Source organism: Sphaerospermopsis torques-reginae ITEP-024 (assembly GCF_019598945.1).
Taxonomy (GTDB): Bacteria; Cyanobacteriota; Cyanobacteriia; order Cyanobacteriales; family Nostocaceae; genus Sphaerospermopsis.
In genome coordinates, this window is the sequence record NZ_CP080598.1 from 4,451,013 (window position 1) to 4,477,928 (window position 26,916).

Below are 26,916 nucleotides of genomic sequence, written 5' to 3' on the forward strand. Positions count from 1 at the left end.
TTTATAAATAAAATTTGGGAGCATCCCAATTTTGAAAAAATAAACACAGCCACACCAAAAACTCTTTGAAACTCTCTTACCTTTGTGTGCTTTGCGTCCTTGGCAGTTCAATCATATCAAGACCTAGACTAAACGCCGCTGTAAGATATAGATGCGGACGAAAGATTAATAACAATTTGATGAAATTTTTTGAGAGTAGGTCGATGTCCAATACTAATAAAAGTTGTATCTATTTCCATCAATAAATTATATAGTTTTTCCTCATTGTTCACATCTAAAGCACTGGTGGCTTCATCTAAAATAGCATATTTGGGTTTGGTAACTAACAGACGTGCAAAGGCTAATCTTTGTTGTTCTCCTAAAGACAGAATCTCACTCCAATCTTGCTCTGTATCTAAACCTCCAAATCTTACCGCTAAGTCTGATAAATTTACTTTTTCCATCACTTGATCAAGTTCTTCATCACTAACATTAGCATGACTATGAGGATAAATTAACTGTTCTCTGAGAGTTCCTAAAATCATATAAGGACTACTTGATGGTCTGCACGTTCGAGAAATTCTATTTTACCATTTGGTAAATAACGAGCGCGATCGCCTGTACGATACATTCTCTCACCTGCAACAAAAGGATCGGGTAAAAACCTTTCCGCTGTCATTCCTGGTGCATTCCAATAACCACGCGCTAATTGATACCCCGATATAAATAACTCTCCTGGTGTCCCAATGGGTACAGGTTGCATCAAAGAATTGAGAATATATAATCTAGTGTTACTGACAGGTTCACCAATGGGAATTTGATCAGTATTTTCGTTGTTTCTGCAATCATGAAAAGCCACATCAATGGTAGTTTCCGCAGGTCCATAAAGATTGACTAAAGGAATAGCTAGTTTTTGTTTAAACTCATCCCAAACCCGTTTTTTCAGTGCTTCACCACCACTAAATACCAACCGTAAACTAGCACATTGAGTAAATTTAGGATCACCTAAAATTATTTCTAACAAACTGGGTACTAATTGCAGTAAAGTGACCTTTTCTTGTTGTATGGTTTTCACCAAATAAGTTGGATCTTGATGTCGTCCTGGTTTAGCCATCACCAGTTTTGCACCCACCATTAACGGTGTCCAAAATTCCCACACAGAAGCATCAAAACTAAAGGGCGTTTTTTGCAGCACTACATCATATTGATTAACTGCAAAATTTTCTATAAACCAATTTTGATGAGATGCTAAAGCTGCATGAGAAATTGCAATTCCTTTAGGTCTACCTGTAGAACCAGAAGTAAAAATAATATAGGCGATATTTTCCGGTAAAACCGCAATTTCTAGATTTTCAGGAGATTGATTTTTAATTTCTTGACTGCAATTATCAAGATAAATACTTTGCTGATAATTGACTTTTAAATCTGACCGAGTAAGCAATAAATTAACTTTGGCATCCTCTAACATAGATTGGATACGCACACTCGGATAATGGGGATCTATAGGTACATAACAACCACCTGCTTTGAGTATCCCTAGCATGGCACAAACCATATCTAAAGAACGTTCTAAACAAATACCTACAGGTTGTTCTTGACTAATACCTTGCTGTTGTAAAAACCGCGCTAATTGATTAGCTTTTTGGTTTAATTGTTGATAAGTCCAACTTTCACCTTCACAAACAACCGCAATAGCATCAGGATTTATTGCTGCTTGTTGAGTGACAAATTCATGAACTGGGGTAACTTTCCTCACAGTTGATAATTGTTCACCAGGAATAAATTCCTGTAATTTTAGTAAATTAGAACTTACCCCAAATATCTCTGTAACACTCTTAACTTTGTGTCCTTTGTGTCCTTCGTGGTTCGTTCCTTCATTAACTTTGTATAATTCCTGTAAAATATCCCTATTACCTTGAGGATTATTACTCAAAAATTCTGCACAAATTTGATAGAACTTAGCAATGTTAGAAATTTGCTCAGAAGAAAATTCTCTACTATTATAGGTAATATTCAAACTAATATTAACAGCCGCTACTTCTTCACTCCAACTAACTGCAAAAGGAATATTGGTTTCATCCAAAGAAGTTGATTGTAATAACTCTACTTCTCGCCAATTGAGTAATCCTTTATAAACATGAAAATGCACGAAATTAAAAGAAGTTTCATATAAAGGACGATTACCATTTAGCCTTTGTACCTCTGCTAAAGGAAAACGACGATTTGGCATTAAAGCTTGTTCAGCTTGCCATGTTTCTGTAATCAAATCTACCCAAGAACCACGGGGTAATTTTAACCGCAATGGTAAAGTATTTAAAAATAGACCTAAAAGGCGATCGCTATCAGTTTCATCTGGTCTACCATTACTAACCAAACCTGTAACAATTTCTTCTTCTCCTGAAAAAACCGCCAAAATATGTAAATGTAACGCCAACAATACACTTCTTAAAGGTACGCCCAATTGCTGAGATACATCTTTTAAACCTTGAGAAATTGCATCTGTTAAAGTAATATCAATTTTCCCCATATTGGGCTGTAATTCTGGAGAAAATTTCATCGGGAAACGGGGTAATTTAGTAAACGGAATTTCTGCTAATTGCTGTTGCCAAAATTCTCTTTGTTTTTCGTCTTGTAAAGCTTGTTGTTCTAAAGCAACAAATCGAGAATATTCTAAATTAGTTTGAGGAGGTAAAGCGGGTACACCCTTACCCATTAAATGTAGATATAAACCTGTTAATTCTGCCAAAAAGTTAGCTAAACTCCAACCATCCATAATGGCGTGATGCAGTGTAAAAGTTGCTTGCATCACATTTTCATCTAACAGGTGAATATGAAAACGCATTAATGGCGCAATCTTATAATCAAACCGATTTTCCCTTTCTTGATCAATAAAAGTTTTGAGATAATCATCTTGTGCTGATGGTGATAAATTCTGTAAATCTGTAAACATCACCTTTGCAGGTACATCTTTAACAACTACTTGCAATGGTTGACTAAATTCAGATAAATAAAATGCTGTTCTTAATACTCGATGTCTGGTAAACATTTGAGTATAAGCTTGTTCCCAAATTTGCAAATTAAAAGGTATGCGAATACGGAAACTAAAAACATCATGGTAAGTTGTAGAAGTTTGGGAATACTCACCATGAAATAACATTCCCGCTTGCAGTTGTGCTAAAGGATAAGCATCATCAGCTACATTTTGCAGTTTGTCTTTATCTTCAGTAGAAATTAACGCAAAGGGTTCTTGATGGTAAGTTTTATTTTCTACTGTTGTTGCTGTCTCCAAAAATGCCGCTAATTCTGATAAAACCGGATGAGAAAAGATTTGCTCAATTTTTAAATTTAATCCTGTTGCTTGTGCTAAAGAACAAACTCGAATACTGCGAATCGAATCACCACCTAAAACAAAATAATTATCAAATCTACCAACGCGATTAACTGCTAGAACTTGTTGCCAAATTGACGCTAATTTATGCTCAATTTCTGTTGCTGGTGGGACAAATTCAATCCCTAAATTTTCTCGTTGCAATTCTGGAACAGGTAGAGATTTTCTATCTATTTTCCCATTGGGTGTAAGGGGGAATTTATCTAGATAAACAATCTGCGAGGGAATCATATAATCAGGTAAATACTGTTGCAGATGATTTCGCAGAGTTTCAATAGTTGGTTGTTTTCCTGGAGTACAAACCAAATAGGCAATTAACCGTTTTTGATTTGTTTCTCCATCATCCGCAACTATAACAATATTTTCCTGTACATCAAGATATTGAGCAAGAGCAGCTTCAATTTCACCAATTTCAATGCGGAAACCGCGAATTTTGACTTGATGATCTATACGTCCTAAATATTCTAAATCACCATTAGGCAGAAAACGACCTAAATCACCTGTACGATATAAACGAGAATTGGGTTTAAATCTATCTTCAATAAATCTTTCTGCTGTTAATTCTGGTCGGTTTAAATAACCACGTGCAACTCCTGCACCACCTACATACATTTCCCCTATTACACCTGTCGGTAAACGATTACCATCAGAATCAAGAATATAAATATATAAATCGGGTATTGGTTGACCAATTAAACTTCCAGATGAATTATCTACATCTTGTTTACTAATTGGTCTATAGGTGACGTGAACGGTGGTTTCTGTAATCCCATACATATTTACCAAGCGCGTCTGATTTTCTCCATAACGTTCAAACCAAGGACGCAAACTTGCTAAGTTTAAAGCTTCACCACCAAAGATGATGTAACGTAAACTAGAGAGATTATAATTTACATCTTGACAAGCTAATAATTGAGCAAAAGCTGAGGGAGTTTGATTAAGGACAGTAACTTTTTGTTCTTGTAGTAATTGGAGGAAAGTTTGCGGATCACGACTTACACAGTGAGGGACAATTACTAATCTACCACCATATAATAAAGCTCCCCAAATTTCCCACACAGAAAAGTCAAAAGCAAAGGAATGGAAGAAAGTCCACACATCTTGTTGATTAAATTCAAACCAATGTTGTGTACTCTTAAATAATCGAATCAGATTATTTTGTGTGACTAATACACCTTTGGGTTTACCTGTAGAACCAGATGTATAAATAATATAAACACCTGTATTTAGGTTAAGGTTATCTATAGTTATAGGTTCGCAACTTGCAGTTAAATAAGGTGCGTCTTCAGCATCTAAACAAATTTTTATTGTTGTATCTGGGAGTTGTTCACTAATATTAGTTGTAGTCAGAATAACTTCTGCACCACAATCATTAATTGTAAATTCAATTCTGTCACGGGGATAAGCTGGATCAACAGGAACATATACACCCCCTGCTTTGACTACAGCTAACATAGCTATAATCAGTTCTGGTGTGCGTTCTAAACAAATTACAACTCGTTTTTCTGTACTAATTCCCAATGATTGTAAATAGCGAGCAATGCGGTTAGAACGTTCTTCTAATTCTTGATAGGTGAGGTTTTGATTGTCATAAGTTAACGCAATGCGTTCTGGATATTTGTTAACAGTTTCGGTAAAGATTTCATTGATAGTAATTTCTGATGGTAACTGTTCTCTGTTCTCTGCTTCCTGTTCTCTTTCGTGATAACTAAGTAAAGATAAAGACTGTAAAGATGCTTGAGGATTATTCGCCATGTTCAATAATAAACTGCTAAATTGCTCTAGCAATAATTCCATAGCTACTGCATAAAACCGAGCCGCATTATAACTTAATTTGAGAGAAATTGTATCCCCAGGAACGACTACTAAAGTTACAGGATAATGGGTAGTTTCAAAGAAATAGGACTCTGGTACATTTAACCCGAAATCACTGGTTTTTAAGGTTTTATCAACGGGGAAATTTTCAAAAGCCAGCAAACTTTCAAACATTTGTTGTCCCCGTGGAACATCACTCCAAGCTTGAATATCTGATAAACTGGTGTGTTCAAATTGACGCATTAAAGCTGCTCTAGATTGAAGGTTTTGCAACCAACTATCCAAGGTTTGCTCTCCAGATATTAAGACTCGAAATGGTAGGGTATTAATGAAGGGTCCAATCATTCCTTCTACCCCTGGAATTTCTGGAGGTCTACCGGCAACTGTGATACCATAAACAATATCATTACTGCGGCTATAACGGTTAAGTAATATTGCCCAAGCACCTTGAATTACTGTATTTAGGGTAACGCTACAATTACGGGCTAATTTAGATAATAAATCTGTTTTTTCTGGTGATAATTCTTTTCTAATTTCTCCACTTTCAAAGGTGCTATTTACCTTATTATTTGATATCATTAATAGGGGTGTGGCACTTTCAAATCCGATCATGTATTCTTGCCAGAATGTTTTGCCTTCCTGGGGATTTTTCTGTTTTAACCAAGCGATAAAATCACCATAAGGACGGACATTTGGTAAGGAAATTTCTATATTTTCTTTAGCTGCTTTATGCAGCGTTAAAAATTCCCGCAGTAAGATTGGCCAAGACCACCCATCTAAAATTATATGGTGATGACTCCATACTAAATACCACGCATCTTCCCTTAAACGAATTAAGGTAACTCGCATTAATGGGGGACGGTTGAGAATAAATCCCTGGCGTTTATCAGCTTCTAAAAATTCATCCAGGCGGGTTTTTTGGGCTGAATCACTGAGTCCCCGCCAATCTTCTTCTGCTATATTAAATGTTAAATTACGAAATACAACTTGTACGGGTTCGGTTTGTCCTTTGGTAATAATAGCAGTTCTTAAAATAGGATGGCGATCTACTAAGGTTTGCCATGCTTGACGTACTGCAACTATGGAAACATCACCTTGTAATTGACAATGCAATTGTTCAAAATAAATCCCTGATTCTTGTTCGTATAGAGAATGAAATAATAATCCCTTTTGTAAAGGTGTAAGAGGAAAAATATCTTGAATTTTATCTTTGAGTGCAGTCATATTTTACCCTTTTGAAAATGATTGACCTGAGATGAGATTAAATGCAATGAGTTTATTCTAAATCTTCTAAAATTGCATCAAGTTCGTTTTCTGATAAATCAACTAAATGGAAATCAGAAGCACTGTAAAATGATGAATTACTAGATGCGGAATTTGTCAGATACAAACCCAGGTTTGTCAAATATTTTTCAGCTAGATTATTAATGTTTTTATGATCATGGACATTTTGACTATAATACCATTCTATTTGCAAAATTTCATTTTGAATCCGAGCGTTTATAGCTAAAAGGTGAGGACGTTCTTGTTGTCCAAATAATCCTGATCCTGTGGGAGCATGACTCATACTAAAACGTTGGTTTGTTGTTTGTAAGTTGTCAATTTGTCCCAGATAGTTAAAACTGATGTTAGCGGTTTTTTTAAGATTTAATTTATCCTTTAAATGTTGATTTTGATTGAGATAACGGAGTAAGCCAAAACTGATTCCATGATGGGGAATGGTTCGCAGTTGGGTTTTAATTTCTTTGAGTAATAGTTCATGATTGGGTTCATGATTGGCATTATTATGTGGTTGTTTAAGCAGAACTGGATAGAGGGATGTAAACCAGCCAATTGTGCGAGAAATATCTAAATTATCTCCTATTTCTTCTCTCCCGTGTCCTTCTAAATCAATTAACCAATGATCTGATTTATAGATATCGGTGAGAGTTTTTAGTAATGCAGCCAGCATGATTTCTTGCATACTAGCATGATAAGTGGTGGTGGCTTGTTTGAGCAGTATCAGAGTTTCTTCTGGAGATAGCTGACTAGATATAATGGCTGTACTTTCTACGGTGTTTTTTCCTGGTTTGTCAATAGGTAAGGGGGTAACAGGTAAGTCGAGAATATTTTGCCAAAAGGGTATATCTTTAATTATTTCGCTGGAGTCTGATAAGGTTTGTAAATATGTAGTCCATTGGCGATAGGATGATGTTTTTGCAGGTAAAGAAATCTGTTGTTTATTTATATGTTTATCTATAACTTGTTGGTACGCTTGGTTTAAATCTGCTAATAAAATCCGCCAAGATACACCATCTATAATTAAATGATGGGCAAAGATAAACAGCACGTTGCCATATTCGTTTAAGTTAGTGGCATAAAGTACCCGCAATAATGGCGGTGTATCTAGTTGAAAACTAGCGTGTTCTGTTTCTACTGCTGCTGTTAATGCTTCTAGCTGTGTTTGCGGTGGATAGTGGCTAAAGTCTGTGATCTGCAAAGCTGGACTTTTCGCTTCACCTGTATAAAATTGTTGCCATTGTCCTTGCTGTTGGGAAAAACCGACGCGGAAAATGTCGTGATGGGCAACTAAGGTATCTAAGGCTACAGCTAAGGCTTCTATGTTTAAAGGTTCGCTGCAAGTCAAGGCTACAGCTTGGTTCCAGTGGTGGGAATGGGGTAAATTTTGGGCAAAAAACCAATTTTGAATGGGGGAAAGGGGAATGATGCCGGTTAAGGGTTCGATAATTTCTGCTGTTTGTGCGATCGCTCTTGCTCTGGTTGCTAGTCGGGAGAGGGTTTGAGCTTCAAAAATGTCTCTGGGGCTAATTTCCCAACCTGCTGCACGAGCGCGAGCAACTACTTGTAAGCTGATAATTGAGTCTCCCCCTAATTCAAAAAAGTTATCTTGGGGATTAATGGTTTCTATTCTTAGCACTTCTGTCCAAATTTGGGCAAATATTTCTTCTGTGTGAGTTTTGGTAATAGTTTCTGTATGGGATAATTCGGGTGCTGGTAGAAGTCTGCGGTCTATTTTACCGTTGGGGGTGAGTGGCCACGCTGGAACTAATACCACCATACTGGGAACCATATAAGCAGGTAAAACTTGGGCTAAATAATCTTTTAACTCTTGGTTAGTGGGTGGGTTGTCTTGCGGTGCTAAAGCATAACCAACTATGCGTTTACGTCCGGGTAAATCTTGCCGCAACATGACTACTGCACTATCTACGGTTTCATGTCTGGTTAAAGCTGCTTCAATTTCGCCCAATTCTATGCGATAACCGTTAAGTTTGACTTGGGCATCTTGACGACCCATAAAGCGGATGTTGCCTTGCAGATCATAAACGCCGCGATCGCCTGTTTTATAAAGTCTTGCTCCCGGTGTTTTGCTGAAGGGATGGGGAATAAATGCTGTTGCTGTCAAGTCAGGACGTTGTAAATAACCCCGTGCTAAACTGATACCACCAATATAAATTTCCCCCATCACACCAGGAGCAACAGGTTCTAAAAACGAATCTAGCAGGTAAATTTCCACATTGGCGATCGCTCTACCAATACTCACTTCTCCTAACAAATTGCTACAATCCATCAAACTAGCGCAAACTGTCGCCTCTGTTGGACCATAAGCATTAAAACATTTGCGTTGATTGACACTCCAACGTCGTAACAAATCCCCGGAAACCGCTTCTCCAGCCACAATCAATGTCTGCAATTCTGGTAAATCTGCGGTATTAATTGCTGCTACCAAAGAAGGGGGAAGGGTGACATGAGTAATTTTCCAACTCGTCAATTTTTCCCACAGTTCAGCACTAGGAGAACGATTTGCTTGTGATTGCAGATATAGAGTAGCACCGCTACCCAAAGCCATAAAAATCTCAGAAATAGCTGCATCAAAATTCAAAGCTGCAAATTGATAAACGCGACTTTTTGCTGTTACACCAAAACTTGCAGTTTGAGCGCGTACCAAATTTTCAATCCCAGCATGAGCAACTAAAACACCTTTTGGTTTACCTGTAGAACCAGATGTATAAATCACATAAGCCAGATTTTCCGGTCTAACTTTTATATCAGGACGGGCAATATTTACCGTTAAATCAAGTTCACCAATAGCAATAACTTGGACATTTTCTGAAAATAACCCCGGTGCTACAACTTCTTTAGTTAAAATCAACCGAGTTTGACTATCTTCCACAATAAATTGCAATCTATTTTCAGGATAATTGCGATCTAACGGTAGAAAAGCTGCACCAACTTTTAACACTGCCAGGAGAGCAATAATATACTCAATACTAGGATCAAAATATAAACCCACTATCGACTCATAACTAATACCTGTTTCTAATAATTTAACCGCCAAATTATTAGCACGTTTTTCTAATTCACCATAACTAATCTCATTATCACCGCAAACTAACGCTATAGCATCAGGTTGTACATCAGCATAATCTGCAAATAACTGATGAGCAGGGCGAAAATCTCCCCATTCAATGATATTAGCTTGACTTTCATTAATAATTTCTTGCCGTTCAGATGTTGATAACGCCTGAATTTTTCCTAATATCTGATTTGGCTGATTAGCCATATTCATCATGATATTGCGGAAGCGTGATATTAACTGTTTTGCTGCTTTTACAGACAGGAATTTTGTTTGATAATTCAGCTTTAACAATAACCCTTGATCGGGAATTACACCCACTGTCAACGGGTAATTAGTTATTTCATAAAACTGGATATCATCAACACGAAAATCCTGTCCTTGTTCTTTCAAACTTTGGTCAACAGGATAATTTTCAAACACCAAAATACTTTCAAATAAAGCCGAACCAGATAAATTACATTCTTTTTGAATATCCGTTAATTTGCTATATTCATATTCTCGCATCTCCAGATGATGCTGTTGAAGATTTTGCAACCAATTTGCAACAGATAAACTGGGATTAATTTCCACTCGCATTGGTAGAGTATTAATAAATAACCCTACCATATTTTCCACTTCTGCTAATTCTGGTGGTCTACCAGAAACCGTGACACCAAATATGACATCTTCACCCGCACCATGTTTTTGTAAACAAATTGCCCAAGCACCTTGAGCGATAGTATTTAATGTTAATCTCTGGGTTTGTGCCATCTTTTGCAATAACCCAAATTCGGATGCACTCAAACGTAATTCTACTTCTTGATATGCAGGTAAACTAGGATCAAATTCTGATTCTGGAATCTCCCAACCTAAACGAGTGGATGTAGAAATACCCGCTAAATGTTGCTGCCAAAATTGTTTAGCTTTCGCCTGATTACGACTTGCTAACCATTGAATATAATGACGATAAGGGGGAAGCGGTGGTAAAGCATGGGGAACTCTTTGACAAGTTGCTTGATATATAGTCAAAACTTCTTTAAAAATAACTGGTAATGACCAACCATCAAGAATAATATGGTGATGACTCCATAACCATTGCCAAGTAGAATCATCTAAGCGAATCACAGTAAATCGCATTAAATGACTTTGATTTAAACTAAATCCTTGTTGTTTATCTGCGATTAAATATTGCTGCAATTCTGCCGTTTGTTGTGTGGGAGATAAATCACGCCAATCTTTCTGAATAATTGAAAATTTGAGTGATTTACTAACAATTTGTAAGGGTGTATCTTGATCATCCCAAACAAAAGCACTGCGTAAAATTGGATGTCTATCTACAACAAATTGCCAAGCATCAGCAAAATTATCAACATCGAATTTACCAATTATTTTACCTGTTACTTGTTCAAAATAAATCCCCTGTTCCGGTTCATAGATAGCATGAAATAGCATTCCTTCCTGCAAAGGAGAAAGGGGATAAATATCTTCTAACTGCGGATATTGTTTTTGCAGAATATCTAATTTTGATTGTTGGATTTTCACCAAGGGAAAATCTGAAGGTGTATATTCACCTACACCTGATTCTATGCAGAATGTGAGAATTTCTAGGAGATGATTTTGGAATTGATCCACCCATTGATTAATAGTTTCTGCTTGGTGCAAATTGCAACTATATAACCAATGAACGCGCAATTTACCTTCGACAACAATGGCGTTAATATCAATGATATGGGGACGTAAACCTTGCGGATCTCTTGTTGGTGCTACTTCGGTATTTAACAAGCGGAATAGTTGATTTTTATTACTGCTTTCATTTATTACCTGTCCCAGATAATTAAAGCTAATTTCTGATGTTTGATAATTGCAGAAGCTGGAATTTTCCTTTGCTTCTCTATTACCTGTTCCCTGTTCCAGATATCTTAAAATCCCATAACCAAAACCACGTTGAGGAACATTACGCAATTGTTCTTTAACAGTTTTAATAATTTCTGATTCTGAAGTAGTAATAGCTGGTAATTCTAAACTTAAGGGATAAAGGGTAGTAAACCAACCCAAAGTGCGGGTAATATCTAAATCAGCAGATAATTCTTCTCTCCCATGCCCTTCCATCATAATTTGGATGTGGGATTTTTGGGTGATATTTCCCAAAGTTTTCGCTAAAGCTGCAAGTAATAATTCTTGGGGTTGGGTGCGGTAGGTTTTATTAGCTTTTGTTAGTAATATTTGAGTTTGTTCTGTGGTTAATTGACAGCTAACAGTTTTTACAGAAGACTCTAAGTTATTTGTTAAACCTTTGGGAAAATCTAGGGGTAATTTGGCAGTTTGTTTTTGCAGAGTATTTAACCAAAAGTGTTTTTCTGCTTGGATATTTGGGGAATTAACATAACTCTGTAAAAATTGACTCCATTGTTGCCAAGATGAGGTAGTCGGTGAAATTTCACTACCGCTAATGATTTCTACTAAATCTTGCAGTAAAATTCGCCAAGAAACACCATCAATAATGAGGTGATGAATAACAATTAATAGTTGAACTTGACGATGTTCACCGAGATTAAACCACACTGCACGGTAAAGAGGACCATTACTTAAATCGAGCGATCGCTCAACTCGTTCTCTTACTTCCCCCATCATTGAATTTTGTTCAACTTCGGTTTTTAACCCTAAATCAACTACTTCCCATGCAAAACCATGATCTTGATCTTTATCTACATAAAATTGTTGCCAAACTTCCGCTTCTTTTTTAAACCGTAACCGAAAATTATCATGATGGGAAAAAATCACCTGCAACGCTGCTGCAACTTGTGATGCTGACAAAGATGGATGCACTTCCAACAATAAAGTTTGATTCCAATGATCAGGGTTAGGAATATTAAGTGCAAAAAACCATTGCTGAATGGGAGTTAAGGGAACTTCACCTGTAGCAATCTGATTTTCTGGTATAGCACAATTTTGTATCTGTGCTACCATAGCCAATCTTTGCACAGTTTGTTCTTGAAAAATTTCTTTGGGTGTTAATATCCAACCTTGACGACGCATTTCTGTCACCACTCGCAAGGCCAAAATCGAATCACCACCTAAGTCAAAGAAATTATCTTCAATCCCAATTCTAGCTACACCTAAAACCTGTTCCCAAACACGACATAAAACTTTTTCTGCATCGGTGTGAGGAGGTGTAAAACTCTTTCTTGTTGTTGCTTGATTCCAATCTGGTAAGGGTAAAGCTGCACGATTAATCTTACCTTGAGCAGTTAAAGGCATAGCATCCAACAACATAAAAGCTGCGGGAATCATATAATCTGGTAAACGCTCTTTTAATGCTGTTCGTAATTCATTCCGTTCAATCTCTCCATTAGCTACAATATAAGCTACTAACCTTTGCTCATTATCACCAAATGAGTGAACAGTCACTACAGCTTCAGATATTTGTGGTAATGCTGCTAAAGCTGCTTCAATTTCTCCTAATTCAATTCTAAATCCGCGTATTTTTACCTGTAAATCACAACGTCCTAAATATTCAATTTCACCATTTCTCAACCTTCTCGCTAAATCTCCGGTACGATATAATCTCGCTCCTGGTTGTTGACTGAAAGGATCGGGAATAAACCTTTGCGCTGTCAAAGATGCACGATTAAGATATCCTCTAGATACTCCCATTCCTCCTACATAAATTTCTCCCGCAACTCCATAAGGTACAGGTTCAAAAGCAGTATCTAATATATATAAAGATAAATCAGGAATAGGTACACCAATTACACTACCGCGATTTTCTAAAATATCCTCTGCTAAAATCTGACGGTAAGTAACGTGAACAGTAGTTTCTGTAATTCCATACATATTGATCAAACGTGGATGACTATCACCATAACGTTTAATCCAAGGTTTCAGACTTTGTAATTCTAATGCTTCTCCACCAAAAATAACTTCTCTTAAACTCTTCAATGGTTCAGAAAATTCTCCATCAGCACGTATTAATTGCCGAAAAGCTGAAGGAGTTTGATTGAGAATTGTTACTCCTTCTCTTTGTAAAAGTTCCCTAAAAGCAGAGGGAGAACGACTTTCTAAATAAGGAACTATTACTAATTTCCCACCATATAATAATGCTCCCCACATTTCCCACACTGAAAAATCAAATGCGAAGGAGTGAAACATTGTCCAAACATCTTGCTCATTAAACTCAAACCATTGTTGAGTATTTTGCATCAGTCGAACAACGTTTTTATGACTGACTAAACAACCTTTTGGTTGTCCGGTAGAACCACTGGTGTAGATAATATAAGCTGTTTGTTCGGGGAAAATTTGAGATGTAAGATTTACATTATTGATGTTTTCTGTAATTTCTATTTGATCAATGACCAGAATTTCTGTAATTTCTCCAGGAATTTCTGATAATAATAAATCTGTGGTTAATAGTAACTTAATTCCGCTATCTTGAGCAATAAAATTTAACCTTTCTGCTGGATATTGAGGATCTAAGGGAATATAAGTTCCACCAGCTTTTAAAACTGCCAAGATAGAAATAATTAATTCTAAACTACGTTCTTGAAAAATTCCTACCCTTGTTTCTGTAGTTACTCCTTTTTGTCTTAATAGTACAGCTAATTGATGGGAACGTTGCTCTAATTCTTGATAGGTTAATTTTGTTTCTGAGTCAATTACAGCAATTTTATCACTATGAGTTTTGGCAGCTTGAGTAAAAATATCAACTAAATTCGTCTGTTCACTTGCTGCATTTTGGTAACTAAAACCTAATGCTAAAAGTTCTTTTCTTTCTTCCGTATTTAACCAAGGTAAAACACCAATCTGAGTATCAGGATTCTTAATAACTGCTTTTAAAAGTTGTTGATAATGTGTTAATATTTCTTGGGCTGTTTCTGCTGTAAATAAATCAGTATTATATTCCAGTGCTGCTATCCATCCGTTAGATGCAGGTTCTAGCATTAAACTGAGATCAAATTTAGCCCCACCATTATCCAAATATATAGGTTTGACAGCTATTCCTGGTAATTGAATTTCACCAATGGGTGCATTTTGCAAAGCGAAAAGAGTCTGAAAAATTGGTGAATGGCTGGGATCACGTTTAATTTTGAGTTTATCAATAATCAGTTCTAAAGGAACATCTTGATGTGCAAAAGCTTCAATACAAATTGATGATATTTGCTGCAATAATTCTCTAAATGAAATTTGATCTGTAATATTACAACGTAGAGGTAAAGTGTTAATAAAACAACCAATTAAATTTTCAATTTCGCTCTTACTGCGATTAGCAACAGGACTACCAACAATAATATCAGTTTGCCCAGAATAACGAAATAAGAGAATTTGATAAACTGCCAATGTCACCATAAAAAATGTGACACTTTCTGCTGTTGCTAATGCTTCTAAAGAATGAATAACATCTGTTGATAGAGGTTCGCGCAATACCGCACCTTGAAAAGTTTGTGATGCAGGACGATTTTTGTCTAAAGGTAAATCAAGAATTGGTAAAGGTGCAGCTAAAGCTTGTTCCCAATATGCTAATTGTTGTTGAATTGTTGGTGTTTGTAACCATGTTTCTTGCCATTCTGCATAATCTCCATATTGAATTGGTAATTCTGGTAAGGTAATTTGTGAAACTTGAATAGCAGCACTGTATAATTGAGTTAATTCCTGAACAAATATGCCTAAAGACCAACCATCACTAATGATATGATGGAGATTTACTAACAGAATATGCTCCTGTGATGATATTTGATATAAAATCACTCTCATCAAAGGACTTTTTACAAGGTTAAAGGGTTGATGTGATTCTGTTTCTAAGATTTTCTGTAATATTTCTGGAAAATTTCCGGCTGTTAGTTCTAAAGGTAATTCTAGGTTTTTTTCCTCTAGATAAAATTTTTGTTCTTCATGAATTAATTGTACAGGTTCGCCATCTTCTAACGCAAAGGTCGTTCTGAGAATTTCATGACGGTTGATAATTTCCTGAAAACAGTTTTCTAGAATGACGCGATCTAGATTACCTGATAAATGCAAAGCTATAGGAATATTATAAGCTATATTGCCAGGAGTTAATATTTCCTGATACCAGATTTGTCGTTGGGAAAGAGACATCGGTAAAACATAGACTTCCATATATAAAACACCACAGTTAATTATTAGTTATGATAAATGGTTAAAAAATTGATTTTTTATTTAATTAGTTAATCCATACTCACCAAGTCAGCAGGATTTTTCTGTAGGCGTAGCATTGGAGCATCATAACACTAACATCTAACAGATAAATACTAATTGAATGATTAATTATTTTGATGTTTCGGTTTGCGATAAAATGTTTAACCAATACTCTTCATCAATTTCTTGATTATTTGTAATTGGTTCTGTTAAAGTATACTCCGGTCTAGCAAAGTCTATCAGTAAGACTATCCTCGTTTTATCTGATCTATTCCAGGCTTCATGCTCATAAGTATCATCAAAAATTAAGCATTTTCCTTCCTGCCAACTTCTAGTTTCTTTGTCTACCCGGATAGCACAATTATCAGGCACAATTAAACCTAAGTGACAGCGAAGAACTGCCTTTGTTGCCCCAAAATGAGGACCGATATATGTACCAGGTGCTAAAGAAGAAAATCCCGCTGTCATCATCCCCGGTATAGCTTCAACAAGTTTGGTTGCTTCGGGGCATAAACGGCAATTTTCCTCTATTCTCTGTCCAAAAGCATATAATCCAAAAACTTCCCAGCCTTGGTTATAAATGTTTTTTTCTGGCCAATCAATAAAATTTTTAGGCTGGAGTTGCTCTAGTTCTGTGCGAACTTTCAGCCAGTTGGCTTCTAAAGAGGCAATAAATTCAAAATCTTTGGCTTCAAAAAACATATCTCAATATTTTTTTGTTAAATTTGGTTGTTAAATTTACCGATCAGTCTAATATAGAATATCATATCATAATGGTGACTTTATGTATAAAATAAAAAAAAAATTTACAAATTTTATAAAAACACAGATTTATGAGTGATTATGAGGTTGAAAATAAAATACATTTTAAATTATGTTAAATTATGCGATCGCGAAGCACTCCGTAGGAATCGCAGCCTAAATTTAATACAACTTTATACATAGCCCAGGAATTCCAACCAGGGGGAAAGCTATCATGACCAATAGGAAAGACGATGAAATTAGAAGATATTAAAGCTATAGTCACTGGTGCGGCCAGTGGTATTGGACGTTGCATTGCTTTAGAATTGGCTCGTGCTGGGGCTAAAGTAGTTGGCGGTGATTTGGATATAGACGGGCTAAAAAGCTTAGAGACAGAAGCGGTGGAACTGCCAGGAGAAATCTATGGTTTCCAACTGGATGTAGCAAATGAATTAAGTGTTAAAGAATTTATATCCTTGGCTTGTGAAAAAATTGACGATCCTAATACCCTAGTTAATAATGCGGGTATTCTGAGAGATGGGTTATTAGTGACACGAGATGAAGATGGTTGGTTACGGAAACTGCCTACCGCACAATGGAAGCGAGTGATTGATGTAAATTTGACTGGTGCTTTTTTCATGGCACGAGAATTTGCAGCTGTGGCGATCGAGCAAAATATTTCTCCAGCGTTAATCATCAATATTTCCTCTGTCACCAGATCAGGCAATCCCGGTCAGTCTAACTATAGCGCATCTAAAGCAGGATTAGATGCTGACACACGCACATGGGCTTTAGAATTAGCTCCCTTTGGTTTTCGGGTAGCAGGTATAGCACCAGGATTAACAAATACTCCTATTCTGAGCCGGGTATCACCAGAGGCTTTAGCGGAAATGACTGCAAACATACCCCTTGGGCGCATTGCTGAACCCTATGAAATTTGGCAAGCAGCGCGTTTTATTATTGAATGCGACTACTTGACTGGTGGTGTCATAGATGTAGATGGAGGGGCGCGATTCTGATACCTAATACTAGACTAGTACACTGTGGCGTAAATAAGATGACCATTAAATAGCCAGAACTTTACCAGTGTATGTCCACTTAAAAGGTTTAGCCATTATTTGATTAAAATAGTTAATAAAGTCAAAAATGCGATTTTTTAAATCGTCCTTACTTAGAAAACTGGCACGTTTGAGTAGCTGACGAACCAGAATACTAAACCCGGATTTCTCACAAAGAAAAAGAAAAAAAGGGTCAAAAACTGAGAAAATGTATATGTAGAAAGCATTTCAACAGTTATAAAGTATGACCCAAGTATCAACAGATTGTACACCAAAACAGTTCAAATTTGAAAGAGAAAAAACCCGCCCAGTAGTAGTAAATTTCCAAGGTGGGAAAGTAACATCAGATGCAGGACTAAGTTTAATTGCTGAGATAGACAGGTAACTGCAAATCACAGCAAGACTAGCACAATGTTTCCAAGATTACAGGCAACCAAATAAAAAACAACATTCGATAGAAGACCTGATAATTGATGTGACAACAAAGCGGACATTAGTTCCGTTTGACCCATGTTCGACTTTGGCAACTACACGACGAGTCCGGCTCCAAGAGGTGAGAGTTTGATAGTTTATAGACCGATACCAAATGGAATTATCAATGAGTTAAGATGCCATTTCTTTTTTTCTCATTTTTATCTTGAGATGCTGTACTTTCAGAAAGTAATTCAATTACCACATCTGGGGGTTTTCCTTCTTCCCAAACCACCCAAGACAAACGTTCTTTTTTAGGAACTCCTAAAACAGCAAAAAAATCTGAACCTCTAAAGTCTTGGTTTTTCAATTGTGCCAAACTGAAATAAACAAACATATTATCACTGACATAGCCATCAGACCTTGCTTCTAACCAAGGCCATAACGTATCAATCAGCATATCCATTTGAAATTTATGCCGTTGAGTTTCCATCGGAATACCATCATCATAAGGAAGTTCTGCCTGAGTTGGCGGCAGTTTCACACTAGGTTCAGCAACGATAATTTCTGGCATGACTTTAGTGTGGCAATGATTAATACTTTTAATACTTTTATATTACACCAAAATTCAGGACTCAGGAGTAAGTATGCAGAATAATACATAATTATCAATTATCAATTATCAATTATCAATTATCAATTACCTTTTCACCATTTTTATAAAAGCCGCACCTGTAACCAATCCTGCAAACTGTCCCCAATAACCAGGATTAGTAAAACCATCGGAAATATTTAAACTACCAATTCCATAAAATGACTGTTGAATAAACCACCAAAATAAATACCAAAAAGCAGGAATTTCTACAGGAATAAAAACAATAATTAAAGGTAAAACCGAATCAATTTTAACTTTCGGAAAATTCATAATATAAGCACCTAAAATAGATGCGATCGCCCCATTTGCCCCAATCACAGGTACACTTAACTTAGGATTCATAAAAATCTGCATCATTCCCGCAAACACACCAGCAGCTAAATACAGCAATAAATATCTTTGTTGTCCTAAATTTCTTTCTATCGTCTTTCCAAAAACCCACAGAAATAAAATATTACCCAAAATTTGACTAAAACTACCATGCACAAACAACGAAAGCGGTAGAGCAATTAACCGCCAAATTACAACTATCCAAGCCGCCGAATTATAAAAAATAGCATTAGTTAAAGCAGTGTTAGTTTGTTCAGGAATAATCCCCCAATTGCTAACAAAGTTACCTAATTTGCCACTTATATCTAGTTGTAATTCCCAACAGAAGATAACCAAATTAATGCCAATCAACCAATAAGTAATAATTGGCTTTTTCCAACTATAAAAGTTATCACTAATAGGAATCATGATCAATGGTAATAGGTAATGGGTAATTGGTAATTGGTAATTGGTAATTGGTAAACATAAAAAAAGGTAATTCACCGTGATGTTAATCCCCGCAATATCCTCAGACGTGATCAAGATGGCAAACTAATTTTAATTGATTTTGGGGCAGTTAAAGAAATTACCACCCAAGTTATTACACATCCTGGACAAACTCCCGCTACTGTTGCTATTGGTACACCTGGTTATATGCCTGGAGAACAAGCCCAAGGTACACCAAAATTCAGCAGTGATATCTATGCTTTGGGAATTATTGCTATTCAAGCAATTACTGGTTTATTACCTCAGCAATTAGAAAAAGATGGGGATACTAATGAAATTATTTGGCGTAATCATACCACAGTCACGCCAGAATTTGCGGAATTTTTAGACAAAATGGTTTGTTATGATTTTCGTCAACGTTATGCTTCAGCAACGGTAGCATTACAAGCACTGCAAGAATTAGCTAAACCTCCCTCTGGAACAATAGTTTTTAGTCCTCCTGCGCCAGTTAATCATATCAAAACTCAAGCATCTAAAAAATCTCTATTGATTAAATTAGCATCAGGCATATTTTTATTAAGTTTAGGAGGAATTGCCTCAATATATATCTTTAATAAAATCAATACTCATAACGCCGTTGATTTATATAACCAAGGAAACACACTTTTACAACTCCAAAGATATGAAGATGCACTGGCAAATTATGCAAAAGCAGTGAATATCAAACCTGATTATTTTCCAGGATGGTATGGTCAAGGTAAAGCATTATTTGAATTGAAAAAATATCAAGAAGCAATCACAGCTTATGACAAAGCAATTCAAATTCAACCTGATTATTTAGAAGCTTGGATTGGTAGAGGTTTTGCCTTATCAAGTTTACAGCGATATACAGAAGCAATTTCTGCTTTTGATAAAGTCTTACAAATGAAAGATGATTATCCAGCAGTGTGGAATGCTAAAGGTGATGCTTTCAGAAATTTAAAACAATATGATAATGCTATTAAGTCTTATGATCAAGCAATTGAATTACAACCAGATAATTATGAATCTTGGTATAAAAAAGGTTTGTCTTTACAAAATACCAAACAATATGATGATGCAATTACAGCTTATACACAAGCAGTAGAACTAAAACCAGACTATACAGCAGCTTTATATAATTTGGGTAATTCCCTAATAAATTTAAACCGCCATGAAGATGCTTTAAAAGCCTATAGTCAAGTCGTGCAATATCAACCCAGTCATTATCAATCTTGGTTTTCAAGAGGTAATATTTTAGTGACATTAAGAAGATATGCTGAAGCAATTGACTCATTTAAGGAAGTCATTAAATATAATTCTAGTAACTATCAAGCTTGGTATACTTTGGGATGGTCACTACATCAAAGTCAACGTTATGCAGAAGCGATAGATGCTTATAAAAAAGCCATTTCTTTAAAAGGAAATGACTATCAAGCATGGTATAACTTAGGTAATTCACAATTTAATTTACAGAGATATGAAGATGCTTTTGCATCCTATAATAAAGCAGTTAGTGACAAAAAAAACCACTATCAAAGTTGGTATAGTATGGGAAATGCTTTATTAAATTTACAAAGATATCAAGAAGCCATAGAATCCTATGACCAAGCTATTAAGTATAAGCCCGATTACCAACAAGCAATAGAAGCCCGTAAACAGGCTGAAAATCAACTCCAAACGGGAAAATCTCGCCCAATTGTTGTACCAACTTTGCCAATGTCTAATTGATGAAAACCCCTCAACACCTGAACATTAAATAGTGTACATTGATTAAACTACTAAACTAATTCATCTCAGATATTGACTTCCTGCGGGTAATCTGGTAAAGAGAAAGATGTGGTTTTAATATCTGATTCGATCTGATTCAATTTAGAGATTTGATTAACAAAAGAAACTTTTTTACTCCTGACTACTTCTTGCAGTTTCTCTCTAATCTGTTGCTTTTCCTTATACTCCTGGATTTTGATTTGAGCTTGAGGATATGCATCAGTATCTTCAGGAATTTTTTCCAGGAATTTGATTGCACCGGCAAAGTCTTTCCTTAAAGCTTTACGATAAGCTGAATGTAAAAAATATTCGGCTCTAATTTGCCTTTTATGATTGTATTCAGCTAATTTTTGTTGCACTATAGCACCAGCAGAACTTTCTGGCGGAATTTGGCGCAGATATTCTAAAGCAGCCGAAAAATCTTTCTTTTCTGCGCTGGCGTAAGCTTTATTTAATAAAGTTTGTGTTTTTGCTTCTAGGTTAGTTTCTGTTTTTTCTATTAGTTGTTCTCGTTTAGCACGCCAATAGGAAGTGTAGGGAATTTGCGTAACAGCGTGCATGGCATCTAACAAATTACCTTCATCCAATGCTTGTTCAGCTACTAAATAATTTTTAGTATCATTGTGCCATTGCTTTTGCCATTCTGCAATTGTCTCTTGAGCTTCTGGATAGACGTTGCTATAGGAGGGAATTGTTTTGGCTAAACTAATTGCTTTTTCTAAATTACCAGTTTGATATTCTGTGATTGCTTCAGATAAAATTGCTGTTTCTGAATTAGCTTGAGAACTAGTAGCTAAAGAATAAACTCCCAAACCAACTACTAAACAATTTATGGTGATTCCCCATTTCATTCCTGCCAATAATGGATCTAATTTTTTATTTTTATCTGCAACAGCTTTTTTGGTAGTAATGGGAAACTTTGAAGTCGCAATTGCAGCTGCCCGATGCTTCCATCTTATGTGTTTAAATACCCACAGTGCTTCACTGGCAGATTGAAATCTTTCCTGATAATTATAGCGAATCATTTGACTGATAAAAACAGCCAGATATTCGTCAATGATGGTATCTTCACAAGTCCAAGGAATGTCATTATTAGCAGGATCAATTTTTAATTGCAGTGGTGTTAACCCTGTTAAACCTTGGAGTACAATCATTCCTAAAGCATAAATGTCACTATTGGGTTGTGTTTGTCCTAAAAATTGTTCTGGTGGGATGTAACCCAATGAAGTCACGGGTAGCTGGGAAATGGGCAATTCCGCATCAGTGCTAAAATCAATGGGTTGAATTGAACCGAAATCTATTAGCACTAATTTACCATCACTAGAACGTCTGATTAAATTTTCTGGTTTGATATCACAGTGAATAAAACCTTGAGAATGAACAAATTCGAGAATACCTAAGGCATCTTCGAGAAATGTCATCGCTTCGGTTGTACTCCACTTACGTTTTTTATTTTGATTTAGCTTTAACTCTGTGGACAATGGCTGGCCAGAAATATATTCCTGTACTAAATAAAATTGTTCATTTTCTTCAAAGCAGCTAATAAGTTTAGGAATTTGGTCATGTTCTCCTAAATGCTTCAGGGTTTCGGTTTCGGTAAGAAAACGCAATCTCAGGTAGTCAAAGTAAGATTTAGATTGAAAATGATTGATTTTTAACTGCTTAATAACGTATCTGGGTTTTTCTGGGTAATCAACATCTTTGGGATCTTCCGCAATATAAGTTTTCCCAAATACACCTGCACTAAGGCTTTGAATAATTTGGTAGCGACCTTGCAATAATTGTCCGACGATTTGTTCAGTCATAAGTTCCTTACTGAGAAATCTATTAGATCAGTTGTTACTCACCTTTTCTCAAATTTCTTCCTCTCTCCGGAATAGGGAGAAATAATTTTTTGTAGCTTTAAATAAGGGGGACTTTAAATAAAGGCTACTTTTGAATCTCTATAAATGTCGGTATATAGCCAAAAATAACCCAATATCAACGTTTTACTGGGTTTTTCTATCTCACGATTAATCAAAATATGTGTCAAATAAAATACATACAAATTACGATAATTTATTAACACCGGAGATAAGTTATATTACTTGCGTATATGTCTATTTATTGACTTTTTTGACAATTGTCAGCAGTCTGATGGGTTTTAGGTCTTAGGATCAGGACGGGAGGAATTGAAATCGAGTTGGTGCAGAAATCAAAAAGTGGTAATTTACTTGAGCGATCGCTATTGATATGTGGACGCAGGACTTTTTCAGCATCCCCTAATTAGATACATCACCATTTCCATCAATTTTGTAATTGAGTCATGAGTCTTGATTTATGAGTCCTGATTTATGAGTCTTGATTTCTTAGCTATTAGTTGCCGGCTATTTTCTCCCCTACCTCTCCATCTTGCCATCTGCCCCAGGTTCTAGCTTTTATTCACCGTCTGTCAAGGGTTTTACGACTTTAGCGATCGCATCTTGGATAAATACTTTTATAAACTCGTCTCGGCGATTCATCTGAAATTGCTGCTGTACTACTTCCGTCATTCCCCCATCACCCCAATCTTGATCATGGCGAAAATACTCAATAAAGCTTTTGCCCGCAATGCGTGTTAAATAAGCTGCTGTTACTCCTTGAATAGCGCGACCAATGATAAAAGTAGCAACATGAAGTTGTAAAGCAGTTGATAGTAATTCAATAGCTCCTTTAACAATACCTAAACCAGCAATGGTTTTTCCTAAAGATAGAGCTAATTCTCGCCCCCGTTCCATATTCAAATCACAACCGTAAACTCTGCCAATTTCTACCACCATTTGGGCGTTAACTGCGGCGGTAGCTAGTAGGTCTACCACTGGTAAAGGAGTTACAGAAACCACACCAGCGCCGATCCATTGATAGCGGTCTACAATTTTATCAGCTTGACGACGACGCTGGGAATCAATTAATTTTCGCGCTTCTTCTCCTAAGCGGAGAGATTGTAAGAGAATATTATCTGCAACTAAATCTTCACCTTCAGCCCGTAGTACAGAAGCCATGCGTCGCAATAAGGAGACTATATCTGGTTCTGGTTGGAAAATTTCCCCGGTTTCTAATTGTGCGGGTTGGGGGTTAGCAGCGATCGCCACCACATCATTACTAGCAATATAATCTTTTACCCGTTGACGCAACTTAGTTAAAATGGCTTCTTGATCTTCATCTGTATATAAATCAGTTTTATTGAGAACCAAGAGCGATCGCTTACCAATTTCCGCTAAACCCTTCAACGGCTCATATTCAGAACGTCGTAAATCATTATCTACCACAAATAATAATAAATCTGCTTCCGTCGCCAAAGCCCTGGCCAGTTGTTCTCGTTCTGTTCCGGCAACTCCCGCTTCTAAAATTCCTGGCGTATCCGTAATTAAAATTTTTCGCTCTAATCCCTTTAAGCGTAAACAATAGGTTTCACCCACCTGGGTTGTACCCATTGGCGCATTTACCTGCCCGACTATCCGCCCCATAATGGCATTTACTAAGGAAGTTTTGCCAGCACTCCCTGTTCCAAACACCACTACTTGAATTTCCCCCCGTGCTAAATTCGCTTCTATTTCCCTGGTGCGACTCAGTAAAGCTTGACGGGTAACTTCGTCTTGAATTTGGGCTACTTGTTGACGTACAGCTTGCAAAGTGCTAGAAGCCGCATCAGACTTAGCCGCAGGAATTTGGCTAGGGGTAACGCGTCTGCGATTACGTCGTGATTTTTCCTCACCAGAGCGCAGAACCAAAACATAATATATAAAGGCTGCAACTAACCCTGCCAAAAGAACAATCAGCAGCAACAGCAGCAGATTACCTAATAGGGGAGAATAGGATAATTGCCAATAAAGCCGAGTCAGGGAATCAATCAGCCACAGGGCTAACCCCAAAATGATAATCAAACCAACAATGAGCGTGACTAGGCGAGACAGAGGCATGAATGGGAAAAATAAAAGAATATCAACCAGGTAGATGCTTATGATCTTAATAGGTTAAGACAGTTTCGCCAGAATCGAAAACGGCCAATTTTGCTAGACTAAGACTAAACTTGTATCAAATGTTCCCTTAAATCCGTAAACAGCGAGCAGTGACAGGATTTACATTCTTCTATGGATATAGGACTCATATTTGATGTTTGAAAAAATTAGGTATTGTAGGGTGTGGTTCGACAAACTCACCAACCACGTCAGATATTACAAATTTGTTTATTTATAGAATTTATGCAGTCTGACGCACCCTACGTATCTTTTCAGAAATCAAATCATAGTCCTATAGTACATTACTGATTTTAAATAATCGCCTCAAAAATAGTATTAAACCGGCTTTCCGCACTTCAAAATGTCATACATTAATAGTTAAATAAATTGTACAAAAAATGTTGATATTATTCAGTATTTAAACGTATGAATCATAGCCTTTTGGCGATAGCGAAGCGCTGCTGCAAGCAGTTCGCTATTCAACGACCATTAACCCCAATTTTCGTAATCTTCATATATTACAAAACGAAGTGCGGAATGTGGGATTAAAGTTGTTCACAACTATGGAGATATTCCTTTACTTCCCGGTTACATTGGTTTGCTATAGGAATCCGATTTGATTCGTGAAATCATTTGTGTAGGCAGACAAGAGGCAAAAGGCAAGAGGCAAAAGGGTTTTAGAAGATTTAGGTGTACGGAGTTTTGTTCAAAATTCAAATATTATTCCTATATAAGTAGTCGTGCAAAATAAATTTTATATTTGGGAGAGGGAACAGGGAACTCTTAACAGGGAACAGCTAAGGAATACAGACATTTTTGTTTTCACTCATATGTTAAATTAATTTTGCTTGGGTACTTACCACAAAACCACAAGGTATTGGTACAGGCTGAGGTTTAGCCATTACTCATGAAATTGTGGTAGAAAAAAATAGAGGGAAAATTAGTTGTCATTCTGAGTTAAGTCAGGGTACAGAATTTGTTATCTATTTGCCAATTCAGAGAGGAAAAAATAATGGGACTGTTTGATCAAATTCTTGGTTCAGTTGCTAATTCTAATCAACAAGGTGGTTTGGGTAAACTGATAAGTATTGCTAACACCATCCAGCAGATCAGTAATAGCACAGGTACAGATACTTCAACTATGCAAACTGTGTTTTCAGTAGTTGGTAAACAGGTAAATTCATCTTTACAAGAAACGAAAGTTAATGAGGGAAATCAAGCAGCAGAAAACTTGGTAAATCAATTTGCGGGAACTGCTCCTGACTCTCAAGCTGTTAACGCTCTATTTTCCCCAGCTATTCAACAACAAGTAGCCCAAATAGCAGCGCAACGCACAGGTTTAGATGCGGGAATGATTCAACAATTATTACCGATTTTAGTACCTTTAGTTCTCCAGTTTTTACAATCTGGTGGACATCCCTTGTTGAATAAATTCCTCGATGCTGATGGTGATGGTGATGTTGATATTGCTGATGCGATTCAGTTAGCTAGTCGGTTTTTAAAGTAATCAGTTATTAGTTGTCAGGAGTCAGGAGTCAGGAGTCAGAAGTTATTGATTTTGGATTTTGGATTTTGGATTGTTTTTCTTAACTCCAATCTAAAATCTAAAATCTAAAATCTAAAATCGTAAACATTCAGCCGTCAGCTATCGGTTTCCGTCAACAAAATCCACCAAAAACACGAAGAACAGGCTTTTTATTTATCTCATCAACCTGCCTGTTTATGGGAGCATTCCAATTTTGAAAAAATAAACTTAAAAATAAACTTAGCCACTCCAAAATCTCTCTAAAACTCTCTTTCTTTCGTGTCCTTCATCCCTTGGTGGTTCGTTCATTTCATGTCTTGACCTCAAGCCAAAAATA

10 protein-coding genes and 3 pseudogenes are annotated in these 26,916 nt (G+C 36.4%); 4 read left to right on the plus strand and 9 right to left on the minus strand.

What is annotated here, in order from left to right:
* Nucleotides 1–128: 128 nt before the first annotated feature.
* The 4 genes from K2F26_RS20685 to K2F26_RS20700 all read right to left on the minus strand — a co-directional run bounded on the left by K2F26_RS20685 (nt 129) and on the right by K2F26_RS20700 (nt 16,370).
* On the minus strand, nt 129–524 hold the full coding sequence (locus K2F26_RS20685) for an ATP-binding cassette domain-containing protein (protein WP_367890315.1): 396 nt from the start codon (nt 522–524) through the stop codon (nt 129–131).
* Nucleotides 521–6,406: a non-ribosomal peptide synthetase gene (locus tag K2F26_RS20690; RefSeq protein WP_246605435.1), complete on the minus strand. Its 5,886-nt coding sequence runs from the start codon at nt 6,404–6,406 to the stop codon at nt 521–523. The genes K2F26_RS20685 and K2F26_RS20690 overlap by 4 nt, the downstream gene beginning before the upstream one ends.
* 52 nt (nt 6,407–6,458) lie before the next feature.
* Entirely contained in the window at nt 6,459–15,629 is a 9,171-nt protein-coding gene (locus tag K2F26_RS20695) for a non-ribosomal peptide synthetase (RefSeq protein ID WP_220609293.1), read from the minus strand.
* 168 nt (nt 15,630–15,797) lie between these two features.
* Nucleotides 15,798–16,370, minus strand: a complete 573-nt coding sequence (locus K2F26_RS20700; protein ID WP_220609294.1) for an aspartyl/asparaginyl beta-hydroxylase domain-containing protein — start codon at nt 16,368–16,370, stop codon at nt 15,798–15,800.
* A gap of 293 nt (nt 16,371–16,663) precedes the next feature.
* Between K2F26_RS20700 and K2F26_RS20705 the strand changes: the two genes are divergently transcribed.
* Entirely contained in the window at nt 16,664–17,428 is a 765-nt protein-coding gene (locus tag K2F26_RS20705) for an SDR family oxidoreductase (protein ID WP_220609295.1), read from the plus strand.
* Nucleotides 17,429–17,711: 283 nt separating this feature from the next.
* A pseudogene (locus K2F26_RS25505) lies at nt 17,712–17,936 on the plus strand (transposase); the annotation flags it as partial.
* Here K2F26_RS25505 and K2F26_RS20715 read toward each other — a convergent pair.
* The 3 genes and pseudogenes from K2F26_RS20715 to K2F26_RS20725 all read right to left on the minus strand — a co-directional run bounded on the left by K2F26_RS20715 (nt 17,891) and on the right by K2F26_RS20725 (nt 19,271).
* Nucleotides 17,891–18,067 carry a transposase gene (locus K2F26_RS20715; protein WP_437441062.1) on the minus strand — a complete coding sequence of 59 codons (177 nt, stop codon included), beginning with the start codon at nt 18,065–18,067 and terminating at the stop codon, nt 17,891–17,893. The pseudogene K2F26_RS25505 and the gene K2F26_RS20715 sit on opposite strands and share 46 nt — an antisense overlap.
* A 19-nt stretch (nt 18,068–18,086) precedes the next feature.
* Nucleotides 18,087–18,452, minus strand: a pseudogene (locus tag K2F26_RS20720) (Uma2 family endonuclease); the annotation flags it as partial.
* Between the two features lie 126 nt (nt 18,453–18,578).
* The gene (locus K2F26_RS20725; RefSeq protein ID WP_220611972.1) at nt 18,579–19,271 is read right to left on the minus strand and encodes a rhomboid family intramembrane serine protease; all 693 of its coding nucleotides are present in this window, start codon (nt 19,269–19,271) and stop codon (nt 18,579–18,581) included.
* Between the two features lie 60 nt (nt 19,272–19,331).
* Here K2F26_RS20725 and K2F26_RS20730 point away from each other — a divergent pair.
* A pseudogene (locus tag K2F26_RS20730) lies at nt 19,332–21,038 on the plus strand (tetratricopeptide repeat protein); the annotation flags it as partial.
* Between the two features lie 65 nt (nt 21,039–21,103).
* On the opposite strand, the gene K2F26_RS20735 reads toward K2F26_RS20730, so the two are convergent.
* Nucleotides 21,104–22,882, minus strand: coding sequence for a serine/threonine-protein kinase (locus tag K2F26_RS20735; protein ID WP_220609297.1), 1,779 nt, complete (start codon nt 22,880–22,882; stop codon nt 21,104–21,106).
* A 612-nt stretch (nt 22,883–23,494) separates the two neighbouring features.
* Nucleotides 23,495–25,015 (minus strand): YcjF family protein, encoded by a 1,521-nt coding sequence (locus tag K2F26_RS20740; RefSeq protein WP_220609298.1) that lies wholly within the window; start codon nt 25,013–25,015, stop codon nt 23,495–23,497.
* A gap of 1,051 nt (nt 25,016–26,066) precedes the next feature.
* On the opposite strand from K2F26_RS20740, the gene K2F26_RS20745 reads away from it, so the two are divergent.
* Complete coding sequence (locus K2F26_RS20745) at nt 26,067–26,561, plus strand: DUF937 domain-containing protein (protein WP_220609299.1); 495 nt, start codon at nt 26,067–26,069, stop codon at nt 26,559–26,561.
* The last annotated feature ends 355 nt before the right edge of the window (nt 26,562–26,916 follow it).

Bases quoted from the DNA above. Each gene is read 5' to 3' on its own strand.
- K2F26_RS20690 (WP_246605435.1), bottom strand. From the start codon at position 6,406: ATGACTGCACTCAAAGATAAAATTCAAGATATTTTTCCTCTTACACCT.
- K2F26_RS20725 (WP_220611972.1), bottom strand. From the start codon at position 19,271: ATGATTCCTATTAGTGATAACTTTTATAGTTGGAAAAAGCCAATTATT.
- K2F26_RS20735 (WP_220609297.1), bottom strand. From the start codon at position 22,882: ATGACTGAACAAATCGTCGGACAATTATTGCAAGGTCGCTACCAAATT.
- K2F26_RS20705 (WP_220609295.1), top strand. From the start codon at position 16,664: ATGAAATTAGAAGATATTAAAGCTATAGTCACTGGTGCGGCCAGTGGT.
- K2F26_RS20685 (WP_367890315.1), bottom strand. From the start codon at position 524: ATGATTTTAGGAACTCTCAGAGAACAGTTAATTTATCCTCATAGTCAT.
- K2F26_RS20700 (WP_220609294.1), bottom strand. From the start codon at position 16,370: ATGTTTTTTGAAGCCAAAGATTTTGAATTTATTGCCTCTTTAGAAGCC.
- K2F26_RS20695 (WP_220609293.1), bottom strand. From the start codon at position 15,629: ATGGAAGTCTATGTTTTACCGATGTCTCTTTCCCAACGACAAATCTGG.
- K2F26_RS20740 (WP_220609298.1), bottom strand. From the start codon at position 25,015: ATGCCTCTGTCTCGCCTAGTCACGCTCATTGTTGGTTTGATTATCATT.
- K2F26_RS20745 (WP_220609299.1), top strand. From the start codon at position 26,067: ATGGGACTGTTTGATCAAATTCTTGGTTCAGTTGCTAATTCTAATCAA.